Annotated in this window: 27 protein-coding genes and 1 tRNA gene; 16 read left to right on the forward strand and 12 right to left on the reverse strand. The window is 71.5% G+C overall.

The window, feature by feature from the left end; genetic code table 11:
* Nucleotides 1-690 (forward strand): FadR/GntR family transcriptional regulator, encoded by a 690-nt coding sequence (locus ABJI51_RS25860; RefSeq protein ID WP_348952855.1) that lies wholly within the window; start codon nt 1-3, stop codon nt 688-690.
* A 2-nt stretch (nt 691-692) separates the two neighbouring features.
* Entirely contained in the window at nt 693-1505 is an 813-nt protein-coding gene (locus ABJI51_RS25865) for a class I SAM-dependent methyltransferase (protein WP_348952854.1), read from the forward strand.
* Here the strand turns inward: ABJI51_RS25865 and ABJI51_RS25870 are convergent.
* Nucleotides 1502-1999, reverse strand: coding sequence for an FBP domain-containing protein (locus ABJI51_RS25870; protein ID WP_348952853.1), 498 nt, complete (start codon nt 1997-1999; stop codon nt 1502-1504). The two genes, ABJI51_RS25865 and ABJI51_RS25870, sit on opposite strands and share 4 nt — an antisense overlap.
* A gap of 64 nt (nt 2000-2063) precedes the next feature.
* Here ABJI51_RS25870 and ABJI51_RS25875 point away from each other — a divergent pair, with 64 nt between their 5' ends.
* Entirely contained in the window at nt 2064-3563 is a 1500-nt protein-coding gene (locus tag ABJI51_RS25875; RefSeq protein ID WP_348952852.1) for an adenylate/guanylate cyclase domain-containing protein, read from the forward strand.
* On the opposite strand, the gene ABJI51_RS25880 is transcribed toward ABJI51_RS25875, so the two are convergent.
* Nucleotides 3551-4540: a beta-ketoacyl-ACP synthase III gene (locus ABJI51_RS25880; RefSeq protein ID WP_348952850.1), complete on the reverse strand. Its 990-nt coding sequence runs from the start codon at nt 4538-4540 to the stop codon at nt 3551-3553. The two genes, ABJI51_RS25875 and ABJI51_RS25880, sit on opposite strands and share 13 nt — an antisense overlap.
* 201 nt (nt 4541-4741) lie before the next feature.
* Here ABJI51_RS25880 and ABJI51_RS25885 point away from each other — a divergent pair, with 201 nt between their 5' ends.
* The 3 genes from ABJI51_RS25885 (at nt 4742) to ABJI51_RS25895 (ending at nt 7052) form a co-directional block, all read left to right on the forward strand.
* A complete protein-coding gene (locus ABJI51_RS25885; protein ID WP_348952849.1) occupies nt 4742-5215 on the forward strand; it encodes an Lrp/AsnC family transcriptional regulator in 474 nt (157 codons plus the stop codon).
* A gap of 38 nt (nt 5216-5253) precedes the next feature.
* Complete coding sequence (locus tag ABJI51_RS25890) at nt 5254-6492, forward strand: MFS transporter (protein ID WP_348952848.1); 1239 nt, start codon at nt 5254-5256, stop codon at nt 6490-6492.
* A gap of 155 nt (nt 6493-6647) precedes the next feature.
* Nucleotides 6648-7052 carry an SsgA family sporulation/cell division regulator gene (locus tag ABJI51_RS25895; RefSeq protein ID WP_348952847.1) on the forward strand — a complete coding sequence of 135 codons (405 nt, stop codon included), beginning with the start codon at nt 6648-6650 and terminating at the stop codon, nt 7050-7052.
* Nucleotides 7053-7147: 95 nt separating this feature from the next.
* Here ABJI51_RS25895 and ABJI51_RS25900 read toward each other — a convergent pair whose 3' ends face one another.
* Nucleotides 7148-8251 carry a S1 family peptidase gene (locus ABJI51_RS25900; RefSeq protein ID WP_348952846.1) on the reverse strand — a complete coding sequence of 368 codons (1104 nt, stop codon included), beginning with the start codon at nt 8249-8251 and terminating at the stop codon, nt 7148-7150.
* A 445-nt stretch (nt 8252-8696) separates the two neighbouring features.
* Between ABJI51_RS25900 and ABJI51_RS25905 the strand changes: the two genes are divergently transcribed.
* The gene (locus ABJI51_RS25905) at nt 8697-11606 is read left to right on the forward strand and encodes an ATP-binding protein (protein ID WP_348952844.1); all 2910 of its coding nucleotides are present in this window, start codon (nt 8697-8699) and stop codon (nt 11604-11606) included.
* Nucleotides 11607-11787: 181 nt separating this feature from the next.
* The gene (locus ABJI51_RS25910) at nt 11788-12396 is read left to right on the forward strand and encodes a hypothetical protein (protein ID WP_348953046.1); all 609 of its coding nucleotides are present in this window, start codon (nt 11788-11790) and stop codon (nt 12394-12396) included.
* Between the two features lies 1 nt (nt 12397).
* Here the strand turns inward: ABJI51_RS25910 and ABJI51_RS25915 are convergent, their stop codons facing one another.
* The 4 genes from ABJI51_RS25915 to ABJI51_RS25930 all read right to left on the reverse strand — a co-directional run bounded on the left by ABJI51_RS25915 (nt 12398) and on the right by ABJI51_RS25930 (nt 16064).
* Nucleotides 12398-13105: a G1 family glutamic endopeptidase gene (locus tag ABJI51_RS25915; protein ID WP_348952842.1), complete on the reverse strand. Its 708-nt coding sequence runs from the start codon at nt 13103-13105 to the stop codon at nt 12398-12400.
* A gap of 220 nt (nt 13106-13325) precedes the next feature.
* Entirely contained in the window at nt 13326-14357 is a 1032-nt protein-coding gene (locus ABJI51_RS25920; protein WP_431605643.1) for an ABC transporter substrate-binding protein, read from the reverse strand.
* Between the two features lie 23 nt (nt 14358-14380).
* On the reverse strand, nt 14381-15268 hold the full coding sequence (locus tag ABJI51_RS25925) for an ABC transporter permease (RefSeq protein WP_348952838.1): 888 nt from the start codon (nt 15266-15268) through the stop codon (nt 14381-14383).
* A complete protein-coding gene (locus ABJI51_RS25930; RefSeq protein ID WP_348952836.1) occupies nt 15258-16064 on the reverse strand; it encodes an ABC transporter ATP-binding protein in 807 nt (268 codons plus the stop codon). Before ABJI51_RS25930 ends, ABJI51_RS25925 begins: the two co-directional genes overlap by 11 nt.
* Nucleotides 16065-16255: 191 nt before the next feature.
* Between ABJI51_RS25930 and ABJI51_RS25935 the strand changes: the two genes are divergently transcribed.
* Nucleotides 16256-17839 (forward strand): sensor histidine kinase, encoded by a 1584-nt coding sequence (locus tag ABJI51_RS25935; protein WP_348953045.1) that lies wholly within the window; start codon nt 16256-16258, stop codon nt 17837-17839.
* Nucleotides 17836-18495, forward strand: coding sequence for a response regulator (locus ABJI51_RS25940; RefSeq protein ID WP_348952834.1), 660 nt, complete (start codon nt 17836-17838; stop codon nt 18493-18495). The genes ABJI51_RS25935 and ABJI51_RS25940 overlap by 4 nt, the downstream gene beginning before the upstream one ends.
* A gap of 1 nt (nt 18496) precedes the next feature.
* On the opposite strand, the gene ABJI51_RS25945 is transcribed toward ABJI51_RS25940, so the two are convergent.
* On the reverse strand, nt 18497-19126 hold the full coding sequence (locus ABJI51_RS25945; RefSeq protein ID WP_348952832.1) for a hypothetical protein: 630 nt from the start codon (nt 19124-19126) through the stop codon (nt 18497-18499).
* 91 nt (nt 19127-19217) lie between these two features.
* Nucleotides 19218-20036: an SDR family oxidoreductase gene (locus tag ABJI51_RS25950; RefSeq protein WP_348952830.1), complete on the reverse strand. Its 819-nt coding sequence runs from the start codon at nt 20034-20036 to the stop codon at nt 19218-19220.
* A 136-nt stretch (nt 20037-20172) separates the two neighbouring features.
* On the opposite strand from ABJI51_RS25950, the gene ABJI51_RS25955 reads away from it, so the two are divergent.
* Nucleotides 20173-20970, forward strand: coding sequence for a trypsin-like serine peptidase (locus tag ABJI51_RS25955; protein WP_348952828.1), 798 nt, complete (start codon nt 20173-20175; stop codon nt 20968-20970).
* 17 nt (nt 20971-20987) lie between these two features.
* Nucleotides 20988-21212, forward strand: coding sequence for an RNA-binding S4 domain-containing protein (locus tag ABJI51_RS25960; RefSeq protein WP_348952826.1), 225 nt, complete (start codon nt 20988-20990; stop codon nt 21210-21212).
* A gap of 139 nt (nt 21213-21351) precedes the next feature.
* On the opposite strand, the gene ABJI51_RS25965 is transcribed toward ABJI51_RS25960, so the two are convergent.
* Nucleotides 21352-22293, reverse strand: a complete 942-nt coding sequence (locus tag ABJI51_RS25965) for an Ldh family oxidoreductase (protein WP_348952824.1) — start codon at nt 22291-22293, stop codon at nt 21352-21354.
* Nucleotides 22294-22395: 102 nt separating this feature from the next.
* Between ABJI51_RS25965 and ABJI51_RS25970 the strand changes: the two genes are divergently transcribed.
* A complete protein-coding gene (locus ABJI51_RS25970) occupies nt 22396-22677 on the forward strand; it encodes a DUF2277 domain-containing protein (RefSeq protein WP_348952822.1) in 282 nt (93 codons plus the stop codon).
* 1 nt (nt 22678) lies between these two features.
* On the opposite strand, the gene ABJI51_RS25975 is transcribed toward ABJI51_RS25970, so the two are convergent.
* Nucleotides 22679-23113: a VOC family protein gene (locus ABJI51_RS25975; protein WP_348952820.1), complete on the reverse strand. Its 435-nt coding sequence runs from the start codon at nt 23111-23113 to the stop codon at nt 22679-22681.
* A 70-nt stretch (nt 23114-23183) separates the two neighbouring features.
* Between ABJI51_RS25975 and ABJI51_RS25980 the strand changes: the two genes are divergently transcribed.
* Both ABJI51_RS25980 and ABJI51_RS25985 read left to right on the forward strand, forming a co-directional pair.
* Nucleotides 23184-23660 (forward strand): hypothetical protein, encoded by a 477-nt coding sequence (locus tag ABJI51_RS25980; protein WP_348952818.1) that lies wholly within the window; start codon nt 23184-23186, stop codon nt 23658-23660.
* Between the two features lie 54 nt (nt 23661-23714).
* Nucleotides 23715-23801 (forward strand) — tRNA-Ser (locus ABJI51_RS25985).
* Between the two features lie 32 nt (nt 23802-23833).
* Here the strand turns inward: ABJI51_RS25985 and ABJI51_RS25990 are convergent.
* Nucleotides 23834-24307, reverse strand: a complete 474-nt coding sequence (locus ABJI51_RS25990) for a MarR family winged helix-turn-helix transcriptional regulator (RefSeq protein ID WP_348952816.1) — start codon at nt 24305-24307, stop codon at nt 23834-23836.
* Nucleotides 24308-24818: 511 nt separating this feature from the next.
* On the opposite strand from ABJI51_RS25990, the gene ypfJ reads away from it, so the two are divergent.
* Nucleotides 24819-25754 (forward strand): KPN_02809 family neutral zinc metallopeptidase, encoded by a 936-nt coding sequence (gene ypfJ, locus ABJI51_RS25995; RefSeq protein ID WP_348952814.1) that lies wholly within the window; start codon nt 24819-24821, stop codon nt 25752-25754.
* Nucleotides 25755-25776 lie beyond the last annotated feature (22 nt).

The raw sequence follows: 25776 nt of genomic DNA on the forward strand, positions 1-25776 counted from the left end.
GTGGACACCGAGCAGGTCTGGAGCGCGACCGTCGAGCGGCTGCGGGCGCGGATCGACTCCGGTGACCTGCCGCCCGGGTCGCGGCTGCCCGCCGAACGCGTGCTCTGCGAAGAACTCGGCATCAGCCGGGGGTCGCTGCGGCAGGCTCTGCGCGTCCTAGACTCCATCGGGTACGTCCAGATCCGGGCCGGCTCCGGGACCTACGTCCGTGAGCAGCAGGAACAGCCGCTGCGGAGCTGGTTCACCGAGCACGACCAGCTCGTCGAGAAGCTGTTCGACCTGCGGGCGACCGTCGAGCCCACGCTCGCCGAACGGCTGGCGCGGCACGCCACCGCGAAGACCGTCGGGCGGCTGGAGGACAACGTCGCCGAGATGGCGCAGGCGGCCGAAGCCGGGGACATGCTGCGGGTCATCGCCACCGATGCCGAGTTCCACCGGGTGATCGCGCAGAACGCGGGCAACGACGACGTCGCCGGGCTGCTCCGGTCGGTCCTCGCCCTGGTCGGCGAGGAGCGGCGGGCCGCGCTGCGGCTGCCGGGGCAGATCCGCAAGGCCGTCGACGACCACCGCGCGATCCTCGACGCCATCCGGCGGTCCGATCCGGCCGCGGCCCGGGAGCTGACCCTCAAGCACCTGGTCGACGCCAAGACCTACGCCCACGACTTCGCCGCGCGTCACGAGGAACGGTAGCGATGGAAAAAGTGCACTTCACCGAGGAGAAGGCCACCAACCTGGCCACGCTGTACGGCCGCGCGCTCGACTACCGCAGCGCGCACCCGATCCTCGGCGACAAGGCGGCGGACGACGCCGTCCGCCGGATCGACTACGACTTCACGAAGATCGGCATCTCCGGCGACCGGGCGGCTTCGGTCGTGCTGCGGGCGAAGCCGATCGACGACTGGGCCGCCGAGTACCTGCGCGATCACCCGGACGCGATCGTGCTGCACCTCGGCTGCGGCCTGGACACGCGGTTCCAGCGCCTCGCGCCGCCGGAGACCGTCCACTGGTACGACGTCGACTACCCCGAGGTCGTCGAGCTGCGCGAAAAGCTGTACCCCGGCGCGCCGAACCACACGAACATCGGCTCGTCGGTGACCGACTTCGGCTGGCTCGGCCAGGTGCCGCACGACCGGCCGGCACTGATCGTCGCCGAGGGCCTCACGATGTACCTGAAGCCGGAAAGCGGCACCGAGCTGGTCCGCAGGCTCGTCGCGCGGTTCCCGTCGGGCGAGCTGATCTGCGACCTCTTCAGCCGGACCGCCATCCGGATGCAGAAGCTCAACGCCCCGGTGCGCAAGGCGGGCGCGACACTGTACTGGGGCGTCGACGACCCGCACGAGCTGGAGCGCCACGGCCTCACCCTGGTGTCCTCTTTGGACGCCGCACACTGGGCGACCCCGGAGGTGCTGGCCCGGCTGGGCCCGGTCACACGGTTCCAGCTGCGGCTGCTGAAGGTGATCCCGGCCCTGGCCCGGACCGCGCACATCGTCCGGTACCGCTTCTAACGCGGCTCCAGCACGCGCGCCACGAACCTGTGCAGCTTCTCCTGCAGCCGGGCGACGCGCTCGTCGAGCGTCAGCGTCTCGAACGGCTGGGGCACGTCGGACTTCAGCTCGCCGCGGACGTACTGGCTGCAGGCCAGGTTCCCGCAGGCGTAGATGCCCAGCGTGTTGCCTTCGCGGCCGGGCTTCCCGGCCCGCCTGCCGGAGAACAGCGTGATGTCGGCGAGCCCGTGTGCCGTGGTGCAGAAGCCGCAGATGTTGCTGCGCAGGCGTGACTTCGGCGGCGCGGCGGCGCGCAGGGCGAGCCCGACGACCTCGCCGCCGTACGGCAACACGAGGTAGGCGCGCGACGGCGCCTTCGGGTCTCGCCAGCCGAGGAACTCCCGCCGCTCCCACGGGATCTCGCCGGGCCGGGCGGGCAGCGTGACGCCCTTGGCTTCGCCGCGGGTGCAGTTGACGAACGAGGCCCGGATCTCGTCCTGGCCGAGTGGGTCCATGTTCCGCACGGTAATCGGCGGCCACGGGCAGTGGCCACGCATTTTCCGCCGTACGATCGACGCCGTGCGCAGGATCGCCGTGGGGAACTTCCGGGTGGTGTTGCGTACCAGCCTGGGCTTCGCCGGGCTGGGGGTCGGGTCCAGTGTGGCCGGATCGGGTGTCGTGGCACTGCTCCTGCTGCTGCAGGGCCTGCCGAAGGACGTCGGCGACCGCGGCTGGATGCTCGGCCTGACCGCCGCCGGGATCGTCGCCGCGGCCCTGCTCACCGGGACACTGTGGACGGCGTGGCTGCAGCGCCGCACCGCGATCTGGTTCGTCTTCGGCCGTCCGCCGTCGGAGAGCGAAGCCCGCCGTGCGCTGCGGCTGCCGGTGGACATGGCCGTGGTCAGCGGCACGCTGTGGCTGATCGGGACGGTGGTCCTGGCCGTGCTCGCCGGGGTGCTCGGCTCGGCCGAGGACGCCGTCGGCATGGCCACGGTGATCGGGCTCGGCGGGCTGACCACCGTCGGGCTCACCTACCTCGCGGCCGAGTGGGTGGCGCGGCCGGTGATGACGATCGCCCTCGACGTCCTGCCGCCGCGCGGCTCGCTGCCGGTCACCGTGCTGACGCGGCTGGTGGTGACGTGGGCGCTGGCCAGCGGCGTCCCGTTCGTGGGCGTGCTGCTCCTGGCCACCCCGCCGGACCTGGGCACCGGCAACCACACCGCGAGCCTGGTCATGCTGTCGGTGACCGGCCTCGCGGTCGGCGCGATCGGCACCGCGCTGCTGGCCAGGGCGGTCGCGGCGCCGCTGCACCGGCTGCGCGTGGCGCTCGACGAGATCGCGCGCGGCAACACCGACGTCGCGGTCGACGTCGACGACTCCAGCGAGATCGGCCTGCTCCAGACGTCGGTGAACCAGCTCGCGGCCGGCCTGCGCGAGCAGGCACGGATGCGGGACCTGTTCGGCAGGCACGTCGGCGCCGACGTCGCCCGGCACGCCCTCGAGTACGGCGCGTCACTGTCCGGTGATGTCCGCGAGGTCACGGCGTTGTTCGTCGACGTCGTCGACTCGACCGCGCTGGCCTACCGCACCCCGCCCGAGGAGCTGGTCGGGAAGCTGAACCGGCTGTTCGCGGCCGTGGTGTCGGCGGTCAACGCCCGCGGCGGGCTGGTCAACAAGTTCCAGGGCGACGCGGCGCTGTGCATCTTCGGCGCGCCGACGCGGCTGTCGGACGCGCCCACCGCCGCGCTGGCCGCCGCCCGGGCCATCCGGGACGCCGTCCGCGACGCCGGCGAGCTGGACCTGGGCATCGGCGTCTCCAGCGGCCCGGTGTTCGCCGGGCAGCTCGGCACCAGCAGCAGGCTGGAGTACACCGTGATCGGCGACGCGGTCAACGAGGCCGCGCGGCTGACCGAGCTGGCCAAGTCGGTGCCCGCCCGCGTCCTCGCCAGCGACGCCGTGGTCTCCGCGGCCCTGCCGAGCGAGGCCGCGCACTGGGAGAAGCACGGCGAGCTGGAGCTGCGGGGCCGCGCGGAGGCGACGCCGACCTGGACGACCGGCCCGCAACCTCAGGACGGCTGACCGAGGTCCGGCCAGCGCAGCACCGTCGAACCCCAGGTCAGGCCCGCGCCGAACGCGCTGAGCAGGACGCGGTGCCCCGGGACGAGCGTCCCGTCGGCGTTCGCGTCGGCCAGGGCGAGCGGGATGGACGCCGCGCTGGTGTTGCCGACCCGGTCGATGTTGGCCACGACGGCGTCGGCGGGCATGCCGAGCTGCTTCGCTGTGCCCTGGAGGATGCGGATGTTCGCCTGGTGGCCGACGAAGCGGTCGACGTCGCCGACCATCCAGCCCGCGCGCTCCAGGACCGTGCGCGAGGACTCCGCCATCCGCGCGCAGGCGTGCCGGAACACGGTCGTGCCCTGCATCGCCAGGTACCGGTCGGCGGGAGTGTCGGACAGCCGCTTGCGGGCGCCGCCGGCCTCGACCCAGAGCAGTTCGGCGTGCTCGCCCTCGCTGTGCAGGTCGAACGGCCCGAACGCGCCGGGCTCGCCGGCCTCGCCCGCCCGGAGCAGGACCGCGCCCGCGCCGTCGCCGAAGATCGGGACCGTGGTGCGGTCGCCCGGGTCGACCAGCGTGGTGAAGGTGTCGGCGCCGATGACGAGGACGCGCTCGGCGAGCCCGCCCGCGATGAACCCGGCGGCCGTGGCCAGCGCGTAGACGAAGCCGCTGCAGACGGCGTTGACGTCGAACGCCGCGGCCGTGCCGAGCCCGAGCCGGGCGGCGACCTGCGGCGCGCTCGCCGGGCACGGCTGGTCGGGGGTGGCGGTGGCGAGCACGACGGCGTCGGCGGTGCCGCCCGCGAGCGCTTCGCGGCCCGCGCCGACGGCGAGGTCCACAGTGGACTCGCCCGGCCCGGCGACGCGGCGCTCCCGGATCCCGGTGCGGGTCCGGATCCACTCGTCCGAGGTGTCGAGCCGGGCCGCGATCTCGTGGTTGTCCAGGACTTTCGTCGGCAACCACGAGCCGAGGCCGGTCAGCACGGCGGCAGGTGCGGGCACGGGACAGCCTCCCCACGCCGGCGGGTTGGCGGGACGACCGGCTGGTCTTCCACTTCTATGGGCTACCCCCTGGTAGACCGGCCAGTTGTGTTCCAGGTCACGAAAAAAGTTGTTTCACTTTCGCCGTGAACGGAGTAGTGAGCCGCGTCACGGAGGAGTGAACGGCGGCGGACTGTCGGGGGTGCCGGTTAGCCTGCTGGAGTGCAGACTCCCGACCTCGACCAGCTGGACATCGCCATCCTCGCCTGCCTCCAGGCGGACGCCCGCACCATCGCCGAGACGATCGGCGCGAAGGTCGGTCTCTCGGCCGCGGCGGTGCAGCGGCGGATCAAGCGGCTGCGCGAGACGGGCGTCATCGAACGCGAGGTGGCGGTGCTGGCGCCGGAGGCACTCGGCCTGAACATGACGTTCGTCGTCATGGTCGAGATGGAGCGGGAGAACCTCGCGGTGCTCGACGCGTTCCGCCGCCAGGTACTGGCCGACGACTGCGTGCAGCAGTGCTACTACGTCACCGGCACCGCGGACTTCGTGCTGATCGTGACGTGCCCGGACATGGCGGGCTTCGAGGTCTTCACCCGGCGGATGTTCTTCGACAACCCGAACGTCCGGCACTTCACCACGAGCGTGGCGATGGATCGCGTGAAAGTGGGCCTCACCCTGCCGCTGGAGCCGTAAGCTGGAGCGCTGCCCACCTGGGGGGAAGGACACGCAGCGTGCTTCGGAACCGACGGCTCTTCCTGGCCGCCACCCTGATCGACGCGCTCGGCAGCGGGCTGTGGGTCCCGTTCGCCCTGCTGTTCCTCGTACACGGCCAGGGCATGGGCCTGGTCGACGCGGGCACGTCGCTGAGTGCCGGCGCCCTGCTCGCGCTGGTCACCGGCCCGGTCGCCGGCATGGCGATGGACCGGTTCGGGCCACGCGCTCTGCTCGTCGCGGGCAACCTGGTGCGGGTGGGGGCGTTCGCGGCCTACCCGCTGGTCCACACCGGCTGGGCGGTGGCCGCGGTGTCGGCGGTGGCCGGCTTCGGCGACCGGCTGTTCTGGACGTGCAACGCGCCGATGGCGGCCCTGCTCACCACCGGCAGCGACACGGACCGCATGCTGGCGACGCAGACCGCCGGGCGTTTCGCGGGCGCGGGCGTCGGCGCGGCGGCGATGGCGCTGCTGCCGCCGTTCACCAGCCCGTGGGCGTTCCATCTCCTCGCGTACGCGAACGCGGCGAGCTTCGCGGCCGCGGCACTCCTGCTCCGGCTGCTGAAAGGGACGTTCGTCGCACCAGCTGCCACGAACGTCCCTTTCAGCCCGCCGGATGCACCGAAAGTCCCTTTCGGCGGGTGGCGGGCGGTGTTCGGGGATCGGGCGTTCCTCGGGTTCTGCGGGACCCACCTGGCGTTCACCCTCGCCAGCGCGAGCAAGTTCGCCGTGCTCCCGATCGTCGTGCGGGACCTGCTGCACGGTCCACAGTGGATTGCCGGGACGGCCATCACGCTCGGCACGGTGGTCGTCGTCACGGCGCAGCGGCCGATCGTCGCGATGCTGGCGGGCCGCAGCCGCACCGCCGGGCTCATCGGTGCCGCCGTGCTGTTCTCCGCGTGCTTCGCGCTGCTCGTCCCGCTGGCAAGCGTCCCTCTGCAAGTTGCGACCGGGCTGATCCTCGTGACGAGCCTGGGTTTCGCGATCGCGGAAGCGATGTTCGGCCCCACCGCCACGGCCGCGGCCGCCGCGGCGGCTCCCCCGGGCGCCGAAGGCCGCGCGAGTTCGCTCTTCCAGCTGTCCTGGGGACTGCCGGTCGCGGTGGCACCCGGCCTGCTGGCCGTCCTGCTCAGCATGAGCAACGCGCTGACCTGGTCGATCCTGGCGCTGACCTGCGCGTCCGCCGTTCCCGCGCTGCTCGTGCTGCGGAAGAAGCTGCCGGACGCACTGCGCGAGCCGTCACCACCTGTGCCCGCGTGAGCGCAAGGGGTATGTGCCCGGCGTTACACCACAATGGACGGATGCAACCGATCAAGTGAACGTGAGAATTTCTCCGTCATGGGCGCAGGCCCCGGTCATCTCCTTGCCGAAGAGTTCGCGCCGCGCGAACCGCCAGCGAGACTCCAGGAGGGGCCGTGCACACCGACGCCGTACACCAGAGCCAGTTCGTGCTGCTGAACGAGAGCACCACGCCCGTCCTGTCGCGCCTGTCCTACCACGCCCACGAACCGTTCGCGGTGACCGTGGCCTTCCGGACCGAGCGCGGCCGGTGGATCGAATGGACCTTCGCCCGCGACCTGCTCGTGGCCGGTCTCGACGAGCCTGCCGGCCTGGGCGACGTCCGGATCCGCCCGGACCTGTCCGAGGACGAGGACTTCCTGACCCTGGAAATCGAGTCACCGGACGGCTACGCGTCGTTCGAGCTGGAGATCGAAGACATCCGGACGTTCCTCGAGGCGTCCTACGAGCTGGTGCCGCTCGGCGAAGAGAGCGCGCACTTCGACGTCGACGGGCTGATCGAGGAGATCAGCAACGTCTGACCCGCAGACCTCCCATTCCCGCGGCGAGGAACGAAGGGCGGGTTTCGGGGGCGCGGGGGGCGCCCCCAAACCCCCCCCTTCCGCCTTGTCAGGGGTCAGCTGGTCTTCAGCGTGGTCCCGGTGCCCGAGAGCGCGGCACCGATCGGGAAGAAGTACGTCACGGACGTGTTGCCGCCGGACAGGATGCCCTGCGCGTAGTTGCCGGCGATGAAGCCGCCGCCCGAGTCACCGGCCGCCGAGCGGACGTTGGTCGCGGTCATGCCGTAGACCGTGCCCTCGGAGTAGCGGACCGTCTGGTTCTTGGCGCCGATGGTGCCGCAGGTCCAGCCGGTGGTCGAGCCGGCCTTGCAGACCGACGTGCCGGTCGCCGCGTTGGACGAGCCACGCACCGCCGTGCCGTTGTTCATCTGCGCCAGCGGGGTCCAGCTGCTGTTGGTCCGGACCGCCGCGTAGTCGTTGGTCGGGAAGCTGTAGCGGCCCCACGAGCCGAGCGAGACGCCGTTGGACCCGGTCAGCGCGCCGGCCCCGGTGAGCGCCGCGCAGTGGCCCGCGGTCAGGAAGCCGGTGGTCGTGGAGAACCCGACCGAGCAGCGGGCCGAGCCGCCGATGTAGTAGGCGTCGCCGCCGCGGATGTTGTAGTACAGCGAAGGCTGCGCGGCCGTCTCGACGACCGTCACCGCTGATTTGTCCACACCGGACTTGGCGAGGAAGGCGTCCGCCGTGCCACGCTGGCCCTGCAGCACCGAAACGGTGACGCGGTTGGCCGCGGAGTCCACGCCCCAGCCGGTGATCGCCGCGGGTGCCGCCTTCTCGCCGGCGTTCAGTTTGTCCACAGTGGAGTCGAGCTGGCGGGCGCTGAACTTCACGACCGCCGCTTCGGCACCGGCTTCGCGGATCTTCGCCGTCAGCGCGGGGTTCGTCGTGGCGATGCGCGCCTTGCCCGTGGCGGCGTCGTAGCTCGCGCCGCCGAAGGCGTCGCCGAGCGCGGCGCTGACCGCTTCGGTGATCTTGTTCGCGGCGTCCTCGCTCTTGAGCCGCGCGACCGCCTGGTCGTGGGTCAGGCCCAGGTCCCGCTGCAGCGCGGGCACCATGTCGGGGTTCAGCAGGTCCTGGCCCGACGCGGGGACGGCGACGGCGGCGAGCGCGCCGGTCGTCATCACCGCGGTGGCAGCGGCACCGAGAAGTCTCGCGATCTTCATGCTTCTCCCTAGGTGGTTACGCGCGGCTCCGCACTGGCCACGCAGTGGTACTCCCACAGGTGAGCGTCCCCGGCGTGGGCATTACGGTGCAATCCGGGCGGCCGGCGATTGGGTATACGCATTCCCTGCGGACGAATCCCCTGCTCCAGCCGGCGTCACGCCCTGCCGTCACCCGGTCGGACAGGTCCGGAAGTAGGGTTTTCGTGAATTACTTTCAGTAGTCACGGTTAGTACACGAAGGCGTTAACCAACGTTCGAATGAGGGATTCGCCGACGTTTCCCACGCGCAGTGACCCCGGCGGGCCGTTTCCCGCAGCAAACCGGTGACAGGGGGTAGGCGGACGCGGGAGTCAAGCAGCGGCAGCGTATTCGGTGAAAGGTTTACGGACGCCATCGGCGCTGCTTAGGCTCCGGCGGAGTGTCCCCGGTGCGCTGAGGAGGTCATATGTGGCTGACCGCCCCCCGCTCCACAACGGTCTCCATCCGCTCGGCACCCGCCCGCCTCACCGGCCGCGACGCCGAGCTCGACGCGATCGTCGACGTGCTCCGGCACCGCCCCGCCGCGGTGCTGATCGAAGGCGAACCCGGCATGGGCCGCACCCGGCTGCTCGCCGAGATCGCGCGGCGCAAGGAGTTCGCGGGCGGCCGCGTGCTCACCGGCGCCTGCCAGCCCCTGCGGCAGCCCTTTCCCTACGGCCCGGTCCTGGAGGCGCTCCGCTCGGCAGGCGACGCACCGCTCGGCCCGCTCAGCCCGGTCGCCGGCGTGCTGCGCCCGCTGCTGCCCGAACTGGAGGAAGCGCTTCCCCCTCGTCCGGAACCGCTCGCCGACCCCGTGGCCGAGCGGCATCGCGTGTTCCGCGCGGTCCGGGAGCTCCTGCACGCGTGCGGGCCTGCCCTCGTGCTGATCGACGACCTCCAGTGGGCCGACGAGGACACCCGCGACCTCATGCGGTTCCTCGCCGCGGCCATGCCGCCGCAGCTGGCGGTGGTCGCCACCTGCCGGTCGGGCACCGACGTGCGGCGCGGGCCGCTCGGCGCGCCGTTCCGGACCGACCCGGCCGTGCACTCCGCCCGCGTCGCGCTGGGCGCCCTCGACGTCGCCGCCGTGCGCCGGCTCGCCGTCGAAATCCTCGATCTGCCCCGCGTCACCGGCGAGTTCGCGGCCAAGCTGCACGAGTGCACCGCCGGAATCCCGTTCGTGGTCGAGGAAACACTGCGCGCGCTGAAGGAGGCCGCCGAGCGGCTGCCGGTCGGCGAAGTGCTCTCCGACCGGCTGCTGGAGAACCTCGAAGTCCCGGTCCTGCTGCGGGAAGCCGTCACCGAACGGCTGGCCACGCTGCCCGAGCACGCGGTCCGCCTCGCCGGCGCGGCCGCGGTTCTCGGCGTCGGCGCCGAAGCCGCCGTGCTGGGCGAGCTGGCGGGGCTGCCCGACGACATCCTCCGCAGCGCGCTGCTCGCCGCGTTGTCCGGCGGGATACTCGGCGAAGCCGGCGACGGCAAGTACGGCTTCCGCCATCCGCTGGCCCGCAAGGCGGTCTACGACACGGTGAGCGGGCCCGAACGCGCGTTGCTGCACGCGCAGGCGATCCGCGTGCTGGCCGCGCAGCCGTCACCGCCGCTCACGCTGCTGGCCCGGCACTCCCGCGCGGCTGGCCGCGTCGACCAGTGGCGGCACTACGCGGAGGCGGCCGCCGACGAGGCGATCACCCGCGGCGAGACGTCCCGCGCGATCGACCTCCTGCAGTCGGTGCTCGCCGAGCCAGGGCCAGGGCAGGCGGACATCGGGCGCGTCGCGGGCAAGCTGAGCCAGGTGGCGCTGCGCGGGTTCCGCCCCGACGTCATCGGCACGCTGGAACGCGTCCTGGAAGAGGTGGCGCTGCCGCCGTCGGTGCGCGGCTCGATCCGGCTGAGCCTCGGCATGCTGCTGGTCCGGACCATCGGCGGCCTCGGCCGCGGACGGCTGGAGGTCGAGCGGGCGATCGGCGAGCTGACCGACCGGCCGGACCTCGCCGCTCGCGGGATCACGCTGCTGGCCCAGCCGATCGACGGGCTGACGCCGTTGTCGTGGCACGAAACCTGGCGGGCCCGCGCGGGCGAGGTGTACGAGCAGCTCGACGACCCGGAACTGCGGCTGGCGCTGACCGTGGACCGCATCGCGGCCGCGTCGCACGTCGGCGACGGCTCGGCGTGGACGGAGTTCGAGGCCATGTCGGACACGGTCGGCACGGTCGCCGAGCGCGTCCAGCTGGCCCGGCTGTGGTGCAACCTGGCCGACGGCCAGTCGTGGGCCGGGCACCTCGACCGCGCCGAGCGGCTGGTGACCGAGGGCGTCCGGCGCGCGACCGACGCGGGCGCGTTGTACGCGATCGGCCTGATCCAGGGCACGCGCGTCCGGCTGGACTGGGTCCGCGGCCGCTGGACCGGCCTGGCCGAAGCGGCCGAGCAGCTGCGGGACAGCTATCCGGAGCTGGGCCCGATCGTGATGGAGTCGTCGCTGGTCCTCGGCGGGCTCGCGGCCGTGCGCGGCGAGTTCGCCGCGGCCCGGCGGCACCTGGCCGCGGCGAGCGTGCACGCCCCGGACCGCGGGCCGATCCCGGTGGTGCTGTCGGCGGCCGGGGTGCTGATCTCGGTCCTGCTGGCCACCGACGACGTCGACGGCGCGTGCGCGGCAGCCGACACGGCGGTGGCGGCGGCCGGCCGCAAGGGCGTCTGGATCTGGGCGGCGGCGCTGGTTCCGCAAGCGGCACAGGCGTACGCGCGGGCAGGCCGCTGGCCGGAGGCGGACAACGTGGTGGAGGCGTTCGCCCGCGGAATCGAGGGCCGCGACGCCCCGGTGGCGGCGGCCGCACTGGTGGCCGGACGCGCGGTGCTGCTGGAGGCCCGCGGAAAGCACCTGGCCGCGGCGGCCCTGTTCGACGAAGCCGCGACGGGGTATGCGGCACTCCCGATGCCGTACCCGGCAACGGCAATGCGGGAGCGCGCGGCAATGTGCCGCCTCGCCGCGGGCAACCGCTCGGCGGTGGGCGAGCTGACGGCGGCGGCGGAGTCGTACGAGCAGCTGGGGGCAACGCGGGATGCGGGACGTTGCCGTCACCAGCTGCGGGAGCACGGCGCCTGGGCACCATCCCAACGCGGGCGGCGAGGTTACGGCAGCGAGTTGTCGCCACGGGAACGCGAAGTGGCGCGGATGCTGGCGGAGGGCCGGACGAACCGGGAGATCGCGGACGGGCTGTTTCTTTCGCCGCGGACGGTGGAGCAGCACGTGGCGAAGGTGTTGCGGAAACTGGGGGCGCGGTCGCGGACGGACGTGGCCCGCAAGCTTCCCGGGACGGTCACCACGGCCCCCGCCGGCTGAGCCCGGCCCGCCGCAAAGGTCTTGAATGAGTCATTCAGGTCTTCGGAGGTCCTGAATGACTCATTCAAGACGTGGGGGCGCGCTGGCGGGCGGGGCGGGGCGGACCTAACGTGGGCCGGTGACAGAAGAAGCACTTCCCGCCTGGCGGCGGCGGACTTCCGGGGAGACCCGGTGGCCCGCGATGGGCGTCGTCGTCGTGACGCTCGTCCTGCAGGTTGCCCTGCCCGCCGACATGGCGCTGCGGCCGTGGTGGCTGCTGCCCGGTGTCTCCGTGCTGCTCGTCGTGGCCCTGCTGCTGGTCAATCCCGGCCGGATGACGCAGTTCAGTGCCGTCGAGCGGACCATCTCGCTGCTCATCGTCGGGCTCGTCACCGTGGTCAACGCCTGGTCGGCCGCGAGCCTCGGCTACGGCATCGGGACCGGCACGATCGGGGACCGGGCCGGCGCCGTGCTCGTCACCGGGGGTGTCGTCTACTGGACCAACGTCGTCGTCTTCTCCCTCTGGTACTGGGAGTTCGACCGCGGTGGTCCGGGCAGGCGGGCGGCGGGCCGGGCCGAGTTCCCCGACCTGCAGTTCCCGCAGATGGCCGACCCGGACCTCGCGCACCGCGACTGGGAACCGTCCTATCTGGACTATCTGTACTTCTCGTTCACCAACGCGGCCGCCTTCAGCCCCACCGACGTCATGCCCCTGCGGATCTGGGCCAAGATGACGATGATGCTGCAGGCGGCCATCTCGCTGGTGCTCGCCCTGATGGTGGTCGCCTGGGCGGTCGGCGGCCTGAAATGACTCAGTGACGCGTCATCGTGAAGCTCTGGCCGTCGGAGCCGATGGCGCTCGGGCTCCACGTGTAGGTGCCCTGGTCGTCGGCGTCGAGGCCGGACGGGTTCGTCGAGGCGAGGTTCGTCCCGTTGAACTTGACGCCGGTGAACTTGATGCCGCCGGAGATCGACGGGTAGGAGTCGGTCGGCGACTCGATGATCGCCTCCGCCGACGCGTGCTGCGAGGTCAGCGACTTCGTGACGCTCTTCGACCAGCCCTTGGTCGTGTCGCTGATGTCCAGCCGGTAGGTGTTCGTGGCCGTGCGCGTCACCGTCGCGGTGATGTGGTCGCCCGCGCTGACCGGCGAGGAGTAGTACACCGGCGCGGCCGGGTACATCTCGTACCACGCCTGGTACACCGGGCGGCCGCTGGAGCAGTCCGTGGCGACGCCGGTCTGTTCCACAGTGGACGATCCGTCGCCGTCGATGCCGACCCACGGCGCGAACAGGTCGTCGGTGGAGGTGCAGGACACCGACGGTTCGGTCCAGCTCGCGGTGGCCGTGGTGAAGCTGCCGAAGCTCACGTAACCACCCCAGTTGCCGCCGGAGAACTGGTGTCCGTGGAAGTGCGCGCCGAACACGGCGGCGTGGGCAGTACCCGAGAAGGCCAGCGAAGCCGCCGCGGCGGCGGCGACCGTGAGAACGCGGACAGGGCGCGAAGAAACGAATCCGGACATGCGGAGACTCCGTTCACCGTGGGGACCCGGGAAAACCCGTGCGCCCAGTGTCGGAACCGCGCCGACGTGAAGGTAGCTACTTTCGAAGGGTCTTCACATTCCGGGAAAGAGTCACCAATTTGCCGGTTTTGGCCGGAAAAGACCCGTGAAGGCCTCCGCGGGGGATAAGAGGCCTTCACGGGTCATGACACTCACCTACCGCCCGGTCAGGTGAGCGGGGTCACTGCGCGGCCTGCGCGTGCGCGGCGTCCACGAACTTCGTCGTGTACGTCTGCGACAGGTCGATTTTGTCCTTCTTGGGCTTGACGTTGCTCGACGACTCCCCGAGCACCTTCAGCACGTTCTGGGCGCCCGCCGGGTCCATCCGCCCGTCCTTGGTGAACATCGGCAGGCTGTCCCGCAGCGACTTGACGTACAGCGCCTTGTCCCCGCCCGCGAACGACGGCGGCATCATCGCGGCGACCTGTTCCGGCGAATGCGTCGAAATCCACTTCAGGGTCTCGACATACGCATTGGCCAGTTTCTGCACGATGTCCGGATAGCGTTTCACGATTTCGCAGCCCATGTACAGCGAACTCGCCGGGTACAACCCACCCAGCGCGGCTTTCGTGCCTTCGACCGTGCGCATGTCGTAGAGCACCTTCGCCTGCCCGGTGTTGGTCAGCTGCGCAATCGTCGGGTCGGTCGTCATGCCCGCGTCGATCGAACCCTGGTTCATCGCCGAGATGAACGTCTGGCCGGCGCCGACCTTCACCGGCGTGTACTCCTTCGACGTGACGCCACCGCGCAGGGCCAGCGCCTTGGTCAGGAAGTCCGTCGACGAGCCCAGCGACGTGACACCGAGGTTGCGGCCCTTGAAGTCCGCGCCGGACCTGATCTGCCCGGCCTTGGCGGTGGCGACCATCTCGGCCTCGCCCGGCACGTTCGCGAACTGCACCACGCTTTCGATGCACTGTTCCTTGGCCTGCAGGTCGATCGTGTGGTCGTAGAACCCGATGACGCCCTGCACCTCACCGGCCAGCAGCGACGTCTCGGCGTTCGCGCCGGACGGCTGGTCGAACAGCTCCACGTCGAGGCCCTGCCGCTGGTAGGCGCCGATCTGCTGGGCCAGCTGGCCGGGCAGGTAGATGACCTTCGACAGGCCGCCGACCATGATCTTGATGTGCGGCTTGCCGGTGGTGCCGAGCGCGATCTCCCGCGAGTCGCGGCAGGCGGTGACCCCGGCAAGGGTGACCGCGAGCGCGGCCACCACGCCGACTGTCCTTTTGAGACGCATCAGATATCACGCCGTCCGTCGTCGGAAGCGACACCCGGGCGCCAGCGCAGCAGCCTGCCTTCCAGCGTGCTGATGCCCCACTCGGCCAGCAGCGCGACCACCGTGATGATCAGCATCCCGGCGTACACCCCGGCCGTGTCGAACGTGCCCTGGGCGTTGGCGATCAGGAAGCCCATGCCCGCCTTGGCACCGGTGTACTCGCCGACGACCGCGCCGATCAGCGCGAAGCCGAACGCCACGTGCAGCGACGACAGGATCCACGACGTCGCGCTGGGCAGCACGATCGACTTGAGCACCTGGCCGCGGGTCGCGCCGAGGATGCGGGCGTTGTCGATCAGGTTGCGGTCGACCTCGCGGGCGCCGGTGAAGGCGTTGAAGAACACCGCGAAGAACACCAGGACGACGACCGTCGCGACCTTCGACGACAGGCCGAGCCCGAACCAGATCACGAACAGCGCCGCGAGCACGATGCGCGGCAACGCGTTGGCGGCCTTGATGAACGGCGCCAGCACCTGCGCGAGGTAGGCGCTGCGGCCGAGGATCACGCCGAACACGACACCGAAGAAGGCGCCGATGACGAAGCCCAGCGCGGCCTCCTCGACGGTCACCAGGATCTGGTACCAGATCGAGCCGAAGTCGGTGCCGGTGGTGAACCACTCGACCAGCCGCTGCCAGATCTTCGACGGCTTCGAGTAGAAGAACGGGTCGATCCAGTACGTCGCGGTCAGCTCCCAGCTGCCCAGCCACACGACGACGATCGCCAGGCGCAGCAGCCAGATGTTGCGCTTGCGGCGGGTGGCCGCCTGCTTCGCGCGGGCCAGGATGTCCTGCTCGGTCTCCAGGACGGGGAGGGGCGCGGCCGGGGCCGCGGGGGTCTCAAGCGACACTGGTCGCTCCCTTCTCGCGGGCCTTGTCGACCTCGCTGCGCAGCGATTCCCAGATGTCGGCGTAGAGCTTGCGGAAGTCCTCGGTGAGCCGCAGCTCCTCCACCTTCCGCGGCCGCTCCAGGGGAATCTCGAAGACGTCCTTCACGGTGGCCGGGCCGGTCGTCAGCACGACGACCTTGTCCGCCAGCGCGATCGCCTCGTCGAGGTCGTGGGTCACGAAGATCACCGCCGCGCCGGAGCCGGACCACAGCCGCAGCAGCTCGTCCTGCATCAGCGCCCGCGTCTGGACGTCGAGTGCCGAGAACGGCTCGTCCATCAGCAGGATCTTCGGCTTCGTGACCAGCGTCTGGGCCAGCGCGACCCGCTTGCGCATGCCGCCGGAGAGCTGGTGCGGGTAGTACTTCTCGAACCCGGCGAGCCCCACGCGGGCGATCCAGTCGACGGCCTGCTCGCGGGCCTCCGCCTTGGAAACCCCGCGGAAGCGCGGGCCCGAGGCGACGTTGTCCAGCACCGAGCGCCACGGCATCACGGCGTCGGTCTGGAACATGTAGCCGACGCCGTCCGGAATGGACTTCACGTCATGGCCGTTCACCCGCACCCGGCCGGCGGACGGCGGCTGCAGCCCGGAGACCAGCGAAAGCGTCGTCGACTTGCCGCAGCCGGTGGGGCCGACGACGGCGACGAACTCGCCAGGCTGGACGGACATGGTCAGATCGCGGACGGCCGTGTGCACGGAACCGGACCCGCTCGGGAACCGCTTGGTGGCTCCGATGAGTTCGATCAGTGGGGGAACCATGGGGAGGTGACTCCTTCGTCACGTGGTGGGGCTCACGTTGGGGAAGGACGTTAAGGACGTGTGGCGCCGAGGTGAAGCTTGTCGACGTTCTGCGTCGCAGCTGCACGTTCTGAATGTTTTGCTCATTTAGCGCACCGCCGTGACCTGGGGGTATGGTCCCGGCCATGCCAAAGTGGGCGCTCTTCCCGCGGATGCGGTTCAGCAGGCAGGTGCTGCTGCTGCAGATCGGCGTGGTCGCCCTGGTCGTGGGACTCGGGGTCGCCCTGGTCAGCGTGCTCCTGCGGGACACGCTCACCGAGCAGTTCAGCCAGCGTGCGCTGGCCATCGCGAAGTCCGTCGCCGCGGACCCGGTCGTCGTGGCGAACGCGGCCGCGAAGATCCCCGGCGGGGCGCTGGAGGACCGCGTCCTCGCCGTCACGGCCGCGAACGACGCGCTGTTCGTCGTGATCACCGACGACCGGGGCATCCGGCTCGCCCACCCGACGCTGTCCGAGATCGGCAAGCGGGTGACCACCTCGCCGGACCGGGCGCTTGCCGGGTTCGACGACGTGAACACCGTGGCCAGCGGCACCCTCGGCCTCTCGGTCCGCAGCAAGACGCCGATCTGGACGCCCGATCACCGCCGGGTGGTCGGCGAGGTGAGTGTCGGCTTCGAGGTGGCCCAGCCGATCAGCGCGTTCAACCGGAAGCTCGTGATCACGCTGCTGTTCGCGGGTGGCGCGCTGCTGCTCGGCGCGGGGGCGTCGGCGCTGCTGAACCGGCGGCTGCGGCGCGTCACCCACGGCCTCGAACCGCACGAACTCACCGAGCTGCTCTACGAACGCGAAGCCGTGCTGCACGGCATCGGCGAAGGCGTGCTGGCCGTCGACGAGGCCAACCGCGTGTCGGTGCGCAACGACGAAGCCGAACGCCTGCTCGGCACCGAACTCCCGATCGGCGCGGCACTGTCCGAACTGGAGCTGTCGCCGCGCCTGCACAAGGCCGTCGCAGAAGGACGTCCGGTCGACAACCTGCTGGCCGTCGCCGGGAACCGCGTGCTGGTGATCAACTCACGGGCCGTGCGACTGGACGACCGGCCGATCGGGACGGTCCTGACCTTCCGCGACCGCACCGACCTCGACACGCTCACCCGCGAGCTGGACGGCATCCGCGCGCTGTCCGACGGCCTGCGGGCGCAGCGGCACGAGTTCGCCAACCGGCTGCACACCCTCTACGGGCTGCTCCAGCTCGGCCATCACGCCGAGGCCGTCGAGTACCTGCAGACGCTGACGGACTCGTCGTCGGCGCGGCCGAGCGAGCTGGGCGACGCGGTCGCCGACCCGTACCTGCAGGCGCTGCTCGTCGCGAAAACCGAGCAGGCGCAGGAAAAAGGCCTCACGCTCAAGCTCGCCGAGGACACCTGGGTGCCGTCGACGGTGACCGACCCGATCGCCGCGAACACCGTCATCGGCAACCTCGTCGACAACGCCCTGCACGCCGCCCGGATGGGCCCGCGGCGGCCGGCGACCGTCGAGGTCGGCCTGCTCGCCGAGGGCGGCACCCTGCACGTGTCCGTTGTGGACAGTGGCCCTGGCGTCCCCGCCGAGCTGCGGCGGACGTTGTTCGACGAAGGCGTCTCGACGAAGATCGCGCCCGGGCACGGCCTCGGCCTCGCGCTCGCCCGGCAGGCCGCCCGCGCCCGCGGCGGCGACGTCTGGCTGGCCGACCCCGGCACCGGCGAGACGGGTGCCCTGTTCGTCGCCAAACTGCCCGGAATGCTGACGGAGGACGGATGATCCGCACGCTGATCGTCGACGACGACTTCCGGGTCGCCGGGGTGCACGCCGGGTTCGTCGAGGAGGTCGAGGGCTTCGCGGTGGTCGGCACCGCGCACACCGCCGCCGAGGCCCGCGCCCGCGTCCGCGAGCTGGCACCGGACCTGGTCCTGCTCGACGTCTACCTGCCCGACGAGTCCGGCCTGGTCGTGCTGCCCGAGCTGCAGACCGACACGATCGTGCTGTCCGCGGCGACCGACAGCGCGTCGGTGGCGGCGGCGATCCGGGCCGGCGCGCTGAACTACCTCATCAAGCCGTTCACCACCCGCCAGCTCGCGGAACGGCTGACGTCGTACGCACGCTTCCGCGGGCTGCTCGCCGGAGACCGGGCACTGGCACAGGACGACGTCGACCGCGCGTACCGGGTGCTGCACGACCAGGACCGCACGTCCGCGCCGAAGGGCCAGTCGACGGCGACGTCGCGGCTGGTGTCGGAGCAGCTGCGCAAGGCCGGCCGTCCGCTGTCGGCCGCGGAGGTCGCCGGCGAGCTGGGCATGGCGCGGGCGACGGCGCAGCGGTACCTCACCGCGCTCGCGGAGTCCGGGACCGTCCAGATGCGGCTGCGCTACGGCGCCACCGGGCGCCCCGAGCACGAGTACCGCTGGACCGGCGCCTGACTCAGCGGCCGGTCGCCGGGCCGCCGGAGTAGTAGCGCTGCAGATAGCCCTCGGCGACGTTGAACCACACCTGGACGGGATTCGTCGTGGTCGGCGACGACGACGGCGGCAGGTCGACGCGGGCCTCGTCCTCGGGCACCGGCGGCTTCTTCGGCTGCGGTTTCGCCTGCGCCTGCACCTGTTTCGGCACCGGCTTCGCGGGCACCGGCACGTACACCGTCTTCGGCGGCGGGGTGACGACGACCGGCGCCTGCGGGGCGTCCGGTTCCGGCGCGGGAGCCGCGGCGACGGCCGGGCGCGGGTCCGGCTGGGCCACGTCGGCGGCGGGCGACGGCGCGGACAGGCCGCCGGTGAAGAGCCCGCCACCCAGCCAGCCCGCGGCGACGAGCAGCACCGCGGCGCCGCCGCCGAGCCACGTGCGGGCCCGCCGCCGGATCACCACCGACTTCGGGCGGAGGTCCTGGTCGCACACCGGCGGCCGGGTGTAGATCGGCTCGGCGGGCGGGGCGGTGTCGTCGGTGCGGCGGCGCCGGGGCAGGCTCGCCGCGACGATGCCGGTGCGGTCCAGCAGCTCCACCGCGGTGCGGTCGCTGGACGAACGGGTCGCACTGCGCTGTGCGGTGCGAAGCATCGGGGACCTCCGGTACGGGCGCTCGCGGACCACACGCATTCTGGACCATTTCGGACGGGCCTGTCCGAAACGCAACTCCATTGAGTGAAGGTCAGCTGCCCATCTGCTTCAGGCCCAGCCGGGCGAGCATCGCCAGCGGCCGCTGGTACGCCGAGCCGAGCACCCGCGGAATGGCGTCGATGACGTAGGCGTCCGGGCCGATGAGGATCCGCGCCGACTTCCGCTCGATGCCGCGCAGGATCGTCTGCGCCGCCTTCTCCGGTGTCGTGTGGGCGATCCGCTCGAAGCCCTGCGCGGCCTGCTCCTGGTCGTCGGCGATGCTGCGCGCGTTGCGCACGATGTTGGTCTTGATCCCGCCGGGGTGCACGCAGCTGACCGCGACCGGATGACGCGCGATGAGCATTTCTTCGCGCAGTGCCTCGGTGAATCCGCGGACCGCGAACTTCGCCGCGTTGTACGCGCTCTGCGTCGGCACGCCGACGAAGCCGAAGACGCTGGAAATGTTGACGACGTGTCCCTCGCCGGAGGCGATGAGGTGCGGCAGGAACGCTTTCGTGCCGTTCACGACGCCGCCGAGGTTGATGCCCATCAGCCAGTCGAAGTCCTCGAACTTCATTTCCTCGACGGTCGCGCCGAGCGCCACGCCCGCGTTGTTGACGACGACGTTGACGCGCCCGAAGCCGGCGGCGACCTCCTCGGCGTGCGCGAGGACGGCGGCGCGGTCGGCGACGTCGAGGGTGTACGCGCGGGCGTTGTCGCCGGCCAGCTTCGCCGTCTCCTCCGCGTTGGCGGAGTCGACGTCGGAGAGGGCCACGCGGGCGCCGCGGCGGGCGAATTCGAGCGACAGCGCCCGGCCGATCCCCGACCCCGCCCCGGTGATCACGACGACCTTGCCCGCGAACTGCTTCATCGGCCCTCCCTGGCTGTTACTCGTGAGTTACGGATACTAGCGGCTGTGAGCTTGCTGTGGGTGTGCTGAATGTGTCGGTCCCTCGTCCTATGGTTGATCTCGTCGGAAAGTCACGAGACCCGGGAGGCGATGTTCCGTGCGGCGGCCTGCCGTCCTGCTCAGCATCGCCGCGATCCTGCTCGTCGGCGCGGCCTTCGTCGTGTTCGTCGACCGGCAGCCGCGGTCCGCGGACGCGGCGGCACCGGACGCGGGCACGGTCGAGGCGGCCCCGGTGTCGACCCCCGACCTGCCTGCGGTGTCGAGTCCCGCGGTCGGCGCGCTGTTCGTCGAGGGAACGCACTACTGCACGGCCAGCGTCGTGCACAGCGAGCGCGGCGACGTGCTGCTGACCGCGGCGCACTGCATCCACGAGGGCGAGGGCGGCGACTACATCCCCGGCATCACGTTCGCGCCGGGCTACCACGACGGCGTTGCGCCGTTCGGGTACTGGACGGTGTCGGACGAGCTCGTCGCGCCGGGCTGGATCGCGTCGTCGGACCCGGACCTCGACGTCGGCTTCGCGACCGCGCACCAGGCGGGCACCACGCGGACGCTGGAGAGCCTGGTCGGCGCGAACCTGCTGGCCACCGGCACGCCGTACGAGCAGGCCATCACGCTCACCGGCTACCCGGACGACTCCGAGGTGCCCGCGGTCTGCCGGAACACGACGAGCAAGCAGGACACCTACCAGCTGAAGGTCGACTGCGCGGGCTTCCCGACGGGCACCAGCGGCGGCCCGTGGGTCACCGGCCAGGACCCGAAAACCCGCCTCGGCACGGTGATCGGCGTGATCGGCGGCTTCGAGTCCGGCGGCGACGACCCCGACACGTCGTACTCGAGTTATTTCGACACGGACGTCCAGGCGCTGTACCGCCAGACGACCGCCCGCCTGTGACGCGGCATGATGCGGGCATGAGCGACCCCGTCGACGTACCGATCACCGGAGAGCCGATCCGCCTCGGCCAGTTCCTCAAGCTGGCCGGCCTCGCCGAGGACGGCTCCCACGCCAAGGACCTGATCGACGCGGAAGAGGTCAGGGTCAACGGCGAGGTCGAGACCCGCCGCGGCCGCCAGCTGACCGACGGCGACATCGTGGCGGTCGGCGAGGACCGCGGGCGGGTCGTCCTGGTCCGCTGAGCCGGGTCCCGAGCGCCCCAAGGTGGCCTTCGGTGCGCTCAATGCAACGAAGGTGGCCTTCGGTGCACCCAACGCACCCAAGGTGGCCTTCGGTGCACCCAACGCACCCAAGGCCGCCTTGGGGCGCTTGGGGCCGGCGTCAGCCGACGCTTGTCAGCGGTGGGAGGCCGAGGGAGGCCGCCAGGGCGTCCAGCTCGCGGCGTACCGGCCCGGCCAGGGGCACGCCGAGGGCGCGGCACTGCTCCAGGTGCTGGGCCTCGCGCCAGCCGGGGTAGCGGATCGGCGTGCCGTCCTCCCAGCCCAGCATGCTGCCGAACAGCGCGCTCGCCGCGCGGTAGAACCCGTCCGGGCTGCGCAGCGTCGTCGGCGCGATCGCCAGGACCAGCAGGCCCGTGTCGTGCTCGTGGTCGGCCACCCCGGACAGCACCCCGGCGAGCACCTCGACCAGCAGCGTCAGCCCGGCGGCTTCCGAGCCGGGCCGGTCCATGTCGAAGACGAACTCCGGGTACGCGCCGCCCGGAGCCGCCATGCCCAGGGGGTTCATCGGCTGGCCGGGTTCGCCGCCCGCGGCGAGCACCAGCCCGATCATCGCGTGCGGCAGGGCGCGCGCCGCGTGGTGACCTGCCCGGCCGAACGGGCCGACACCGCGCATCGAGACGAGCCCGACGCCGAAGCGGCCGGCGCGGGCCACCGCGCGGTCCATCGCGTCGCCGACCGCCCACAGTCCCGGCCCGCGGCGGTAGTCGATCAGCGCGGCGGCGCCGCGGTCGGCGATCATCAGCGGCTCCGCGTGCGGGACGACGAGCCCGTTCTTCAGCAGCGGCAGGTGGACACGGGTCAGCTCGGCGACCCCGGTCTCCGGCGACCCGGTGAGATCGCCGTGGCACAGCGCTTCGGCGGCCATCCGGGCCCGCACTTCGGGGAGCCCGTGCGCGGCGAAGACGTGCGCCACGAGGGTGACCAGCTCGTCGGCCCGTACGCGGGGCCAGGCCTGTTCCGGGATCGGGGTTTCCGGCGGTTCTTCTTCGAGAGTGCCGGGTTCGGGGCGGGCGGAACGGAACGATCGCGGTCTGAGGGGCACTTCCCCGACATTGCCCAAGCTGGGGTTCGGGCGTCAACGCGCCCGGGCCGGGCCTACCCGACCGTGTGATCGACGGGTCCGGAGAGACGTACCCTGGGCGGCATGTGCCGAAACATCACCACCCTCCGGGGGCTCCAGCCGGCCGCGACGGGCGAGGAGATCGAGGCCGCGGCCCGCCAGTACGTCCGCAAGGTCACCGGCGTGCAGTCGCTTTCGGACGCCACGCGCGAGCCGTTCGAGGCCGCGGTCGCCGAGATCGCGGAAATCACCGCGCGGCTGCTGGAACAGCTGCCCGCCCGCCGCCAGCCACCGGCGACCGTGCCGCCGCTGCGCCGCCCGGAAGTGCAGGCCCGGATCGCCGCGAAAGCCTTGCGGCAGCCCTGATTCAGCCCACGCGCTGCGCGTAGCCGGGCTCGCCGGTGCGGTCGGCGCCGCCGTCCTTGGTGAGGCTGTAGAGCCGGATCTCGGTGCCGTCGGGGTCGTTGAAGCGCACCATCCACCCGGTCGTGGCCTCGAACAGCGGCTGGTGCTCGACGCCGAGTTCGTCCAGCCGCGCGATCCAGGCTTCGGCGGCCGCGCGGTCGGCGATCGAGAAGCACACCGGGTCGAACCCGGCGAGTCCTTCGGCGGCCCGCTCCTGCACGCGCAACGCCACCGGCACGCCGTCGACGGTCCCTCCGACACCGCGCACGACACCGTCGTCGTCCGGGAACTCGTGGGTGACGTGCAGACCGAGCACGCGCTCGTACCACTCGCGGCTGCGCGTCAGGTCGCGCACCGGGAACTTGACGTGGTGGAAACCCTCGATCTTCGCGGTCATCCCCGCTCCTTTCGCCGACCTGGAGGGTAAGACCGCGACGGGCGTTTTCCCAGCCCGATAGGGTGCCCGGATGGGCGGACAGGCTTTGGTGCTCGGCGGCGGCGGGGTCGCCGAGCACGGCCAGGACCTCACCGGCGCGGACCTGATCGTCGGGACGTCCGCGGGTGCCGCGGTCGCGGCCCAGGTGACCAGCGGCCTGTCGCTGGCGGAGCTGTTCGCCCGCCAGGCCGACCCGGCCCGGCAGGCCCCGGAAATCCCGGCCGACGTCGACCTCGAAGAGTTCGCCGCGAAGTTCGGCGGCGCGGTCACCGGCGCCACGACGCCCGCCGAGGTGCGGCAGGCGGTCGGCAGGCCGGCGCCGGCCGCGGACACGGTGCCCGAAGCCGACCGCCGCGCGGTCTCGCCGGGCTGGGCGCGGGGGTGCGGAGATCGCACTGGTCACCCCGGACGAGCAGGCACTGGCGGCGATCGGGCCGAACCGCTGGACCCGTCGACGCGCACCCCGGCCGCCGAAGCCGGGCGGGCACAGGGCGCGGCGCGACACTGAGCTGGGACTAGGGGCCGGGTGCCCGCGAGGGCGTCGGCTACCCTCGTGGGCAGGGGTAGCGTGTCCGAGCGGCCGAAGGAACATGTCTTGAAAACATGCGAGGGGGCAACCTCTCCGTGGGTTCGAATCCCACCGCTACCGCACTGAGTGCCCGGGCGCGGCCGCGCCCGGGCTCAGCTCTCCGGTGCCGAAAGGTGCTCCAGCACGCGCTCGAACGCCGTGGCGATCGTGGCCTGCTCCGCCGGGCTCAGCAGGTCGATCAGGTGCTCGCGGACGCCCTCCACGTGCGTCGGGGCCGCCGTTTCCAGCACGGCCATGCCCTCGTCGGTCAGCTCCGTGAGCACGCCGCGCTTGTCCTCCGGGTCGCGCACGCGGCGGACCAGGCCCGCGTCCTCCAGGCGGCCGACCTGGTGCGAGAGCTTGCTCTTGGTCGAGCCCATCCACTCGGCCAGCTCCGACATCCGGATCCGGTGGCCGGGCTGGGTTTCGAGGCAGACGAGCACCTCGTAGTCGGTGAGCGACACGTCGTGGCGTTCGGTCAGGTCGCGGTGCAGGCGCTGTCGCAACCGCAGCGTCGCGACGACGTAGGAGCGCCACGCCGCCATCTCGGCATCGTTCAACCACCGCACAGGCCGCACCTCGGTCATAAGACAGCCTAGAACGGTGATCAACGGACCGCGCGGTCCGAGTCCGTTCCGCCTGCCGGTGAAAACCCCGTCGCAACATCGCCCGAAGGTGGGGTTACGAAAAGGTTGAGACTCGGCCGGAAAAGGCGCATTCTGCTTGTCGGCGGACGGTTGGCCAGGGTAAACGGGCTCGACGCCGGTGACGAGCCGGCCCGGCACTCCGCCAGGAGAGGTCAGGTGGTTGCGTGACGGGTGGTTCATGCGGTTGACCGCCAGCTGCGTCCCCGCGACCGGAACGGACAACGACCGGGTCGGCCGCGATTGTGAACAGCGACGAGCGGGCTTCTATGGTGCGTTCACGCATTCGGCGTCGATCGGGCCTGGCTCCGGTCGCGGCCTCGGAAGCCGTGACGACAGCGCCTGAACGCCGGCCCGGACGCGGCCAGCCGCTCGACGAAAGACATAACCTCGGTACAAGCCTGGGTACGGCGTCAGCGCGACGACCGTGCCCAGGCTCACTACTATTTGGCGGGTGAGATTCGACGACGACGCCGGACTGGACACCTCCGAAGTCCAGGACCTGCGCGGAAGCGGTGGAGGCGGCGGCGGGATCGGCGGCCGCGTGGCGCTCGGCGGCGGTGGGCTCGGCGTCGTCGGCCTGATCATCTACTTCGTGCTGTCCCAGCTCGGCGGGGTCAGCATCGGCGGCGGCAGCGGCAGCGCACTGGGCGGCGGGCTCGGCAGCGTCGGCTCCGGCCAGCAGATCGACAACTCCCGGCTCGAAAGCGAGTGCAAGACCGGCGCGGACGCCAACAAGAACCACGACTGCGCCATCGTCGCGATCGTCAACTCCGTGCAGGACTACTGGAAGCAGCAGTTCGCGCGCTCCGGCTCGACCTACCGGCCCGCGCCGACGAAGTTCTTCAACGGCGGCGTGCGCACCGGCTGCGGCAGCGCCACCTCCGACACCGGCCCGTTCTACTGCCCTGCCGACTCCGACGTCTACATCGACCTTTCCTTCTTCGACGAGCTGAAGACCCGCTTCGGCGCGCAGGGCGGCCTCTTCACCGAGGCCTACGTGCTCGCCCACGAGTACGGCCACCACGTGCAGAACCTGCTCGGCACGTCCCGCAAGGGCACCGGCACCGGCCCGACGTCCGGCTCGGTGCGCCTGGAACTGCAGGCCGACTGCTACGCCGGTGTCTGGGCCAACCACGCCTCGACGACGCCGACCGAGTCCGGCAAGCCGCTGATCACCGACGTCACCCAGGACGACGTCGCCTCGGCGCTGGACACCGCGTCCCGCATCGGCGACGACTACATCCAGGAGAAGCTCGGCGGCGGCCAGGTCGACCGGTCGAAGTTCACGCACGGCACGTCCGCGCAGCGCAAGAAGTGGTTCACCACCGGGTTCCAGACCGGCGAGCCCGCCCGCTGCGACACGTTCGGCACCAACAACCTGGGCTGAGACACGGAGAGGGGGCCGTCCC

Origin of the sequence: Amycolatopsis melonis (genome assembly GCF_040064235.1) — a bacterium.
GTDB classification, from domain to species: Bacteria; Actinomycetota; Actinomycetes; order Mycobacteriales; family Pseudonocardiaceae; genus Amycolatopsis; species Amycolatopsis melonis.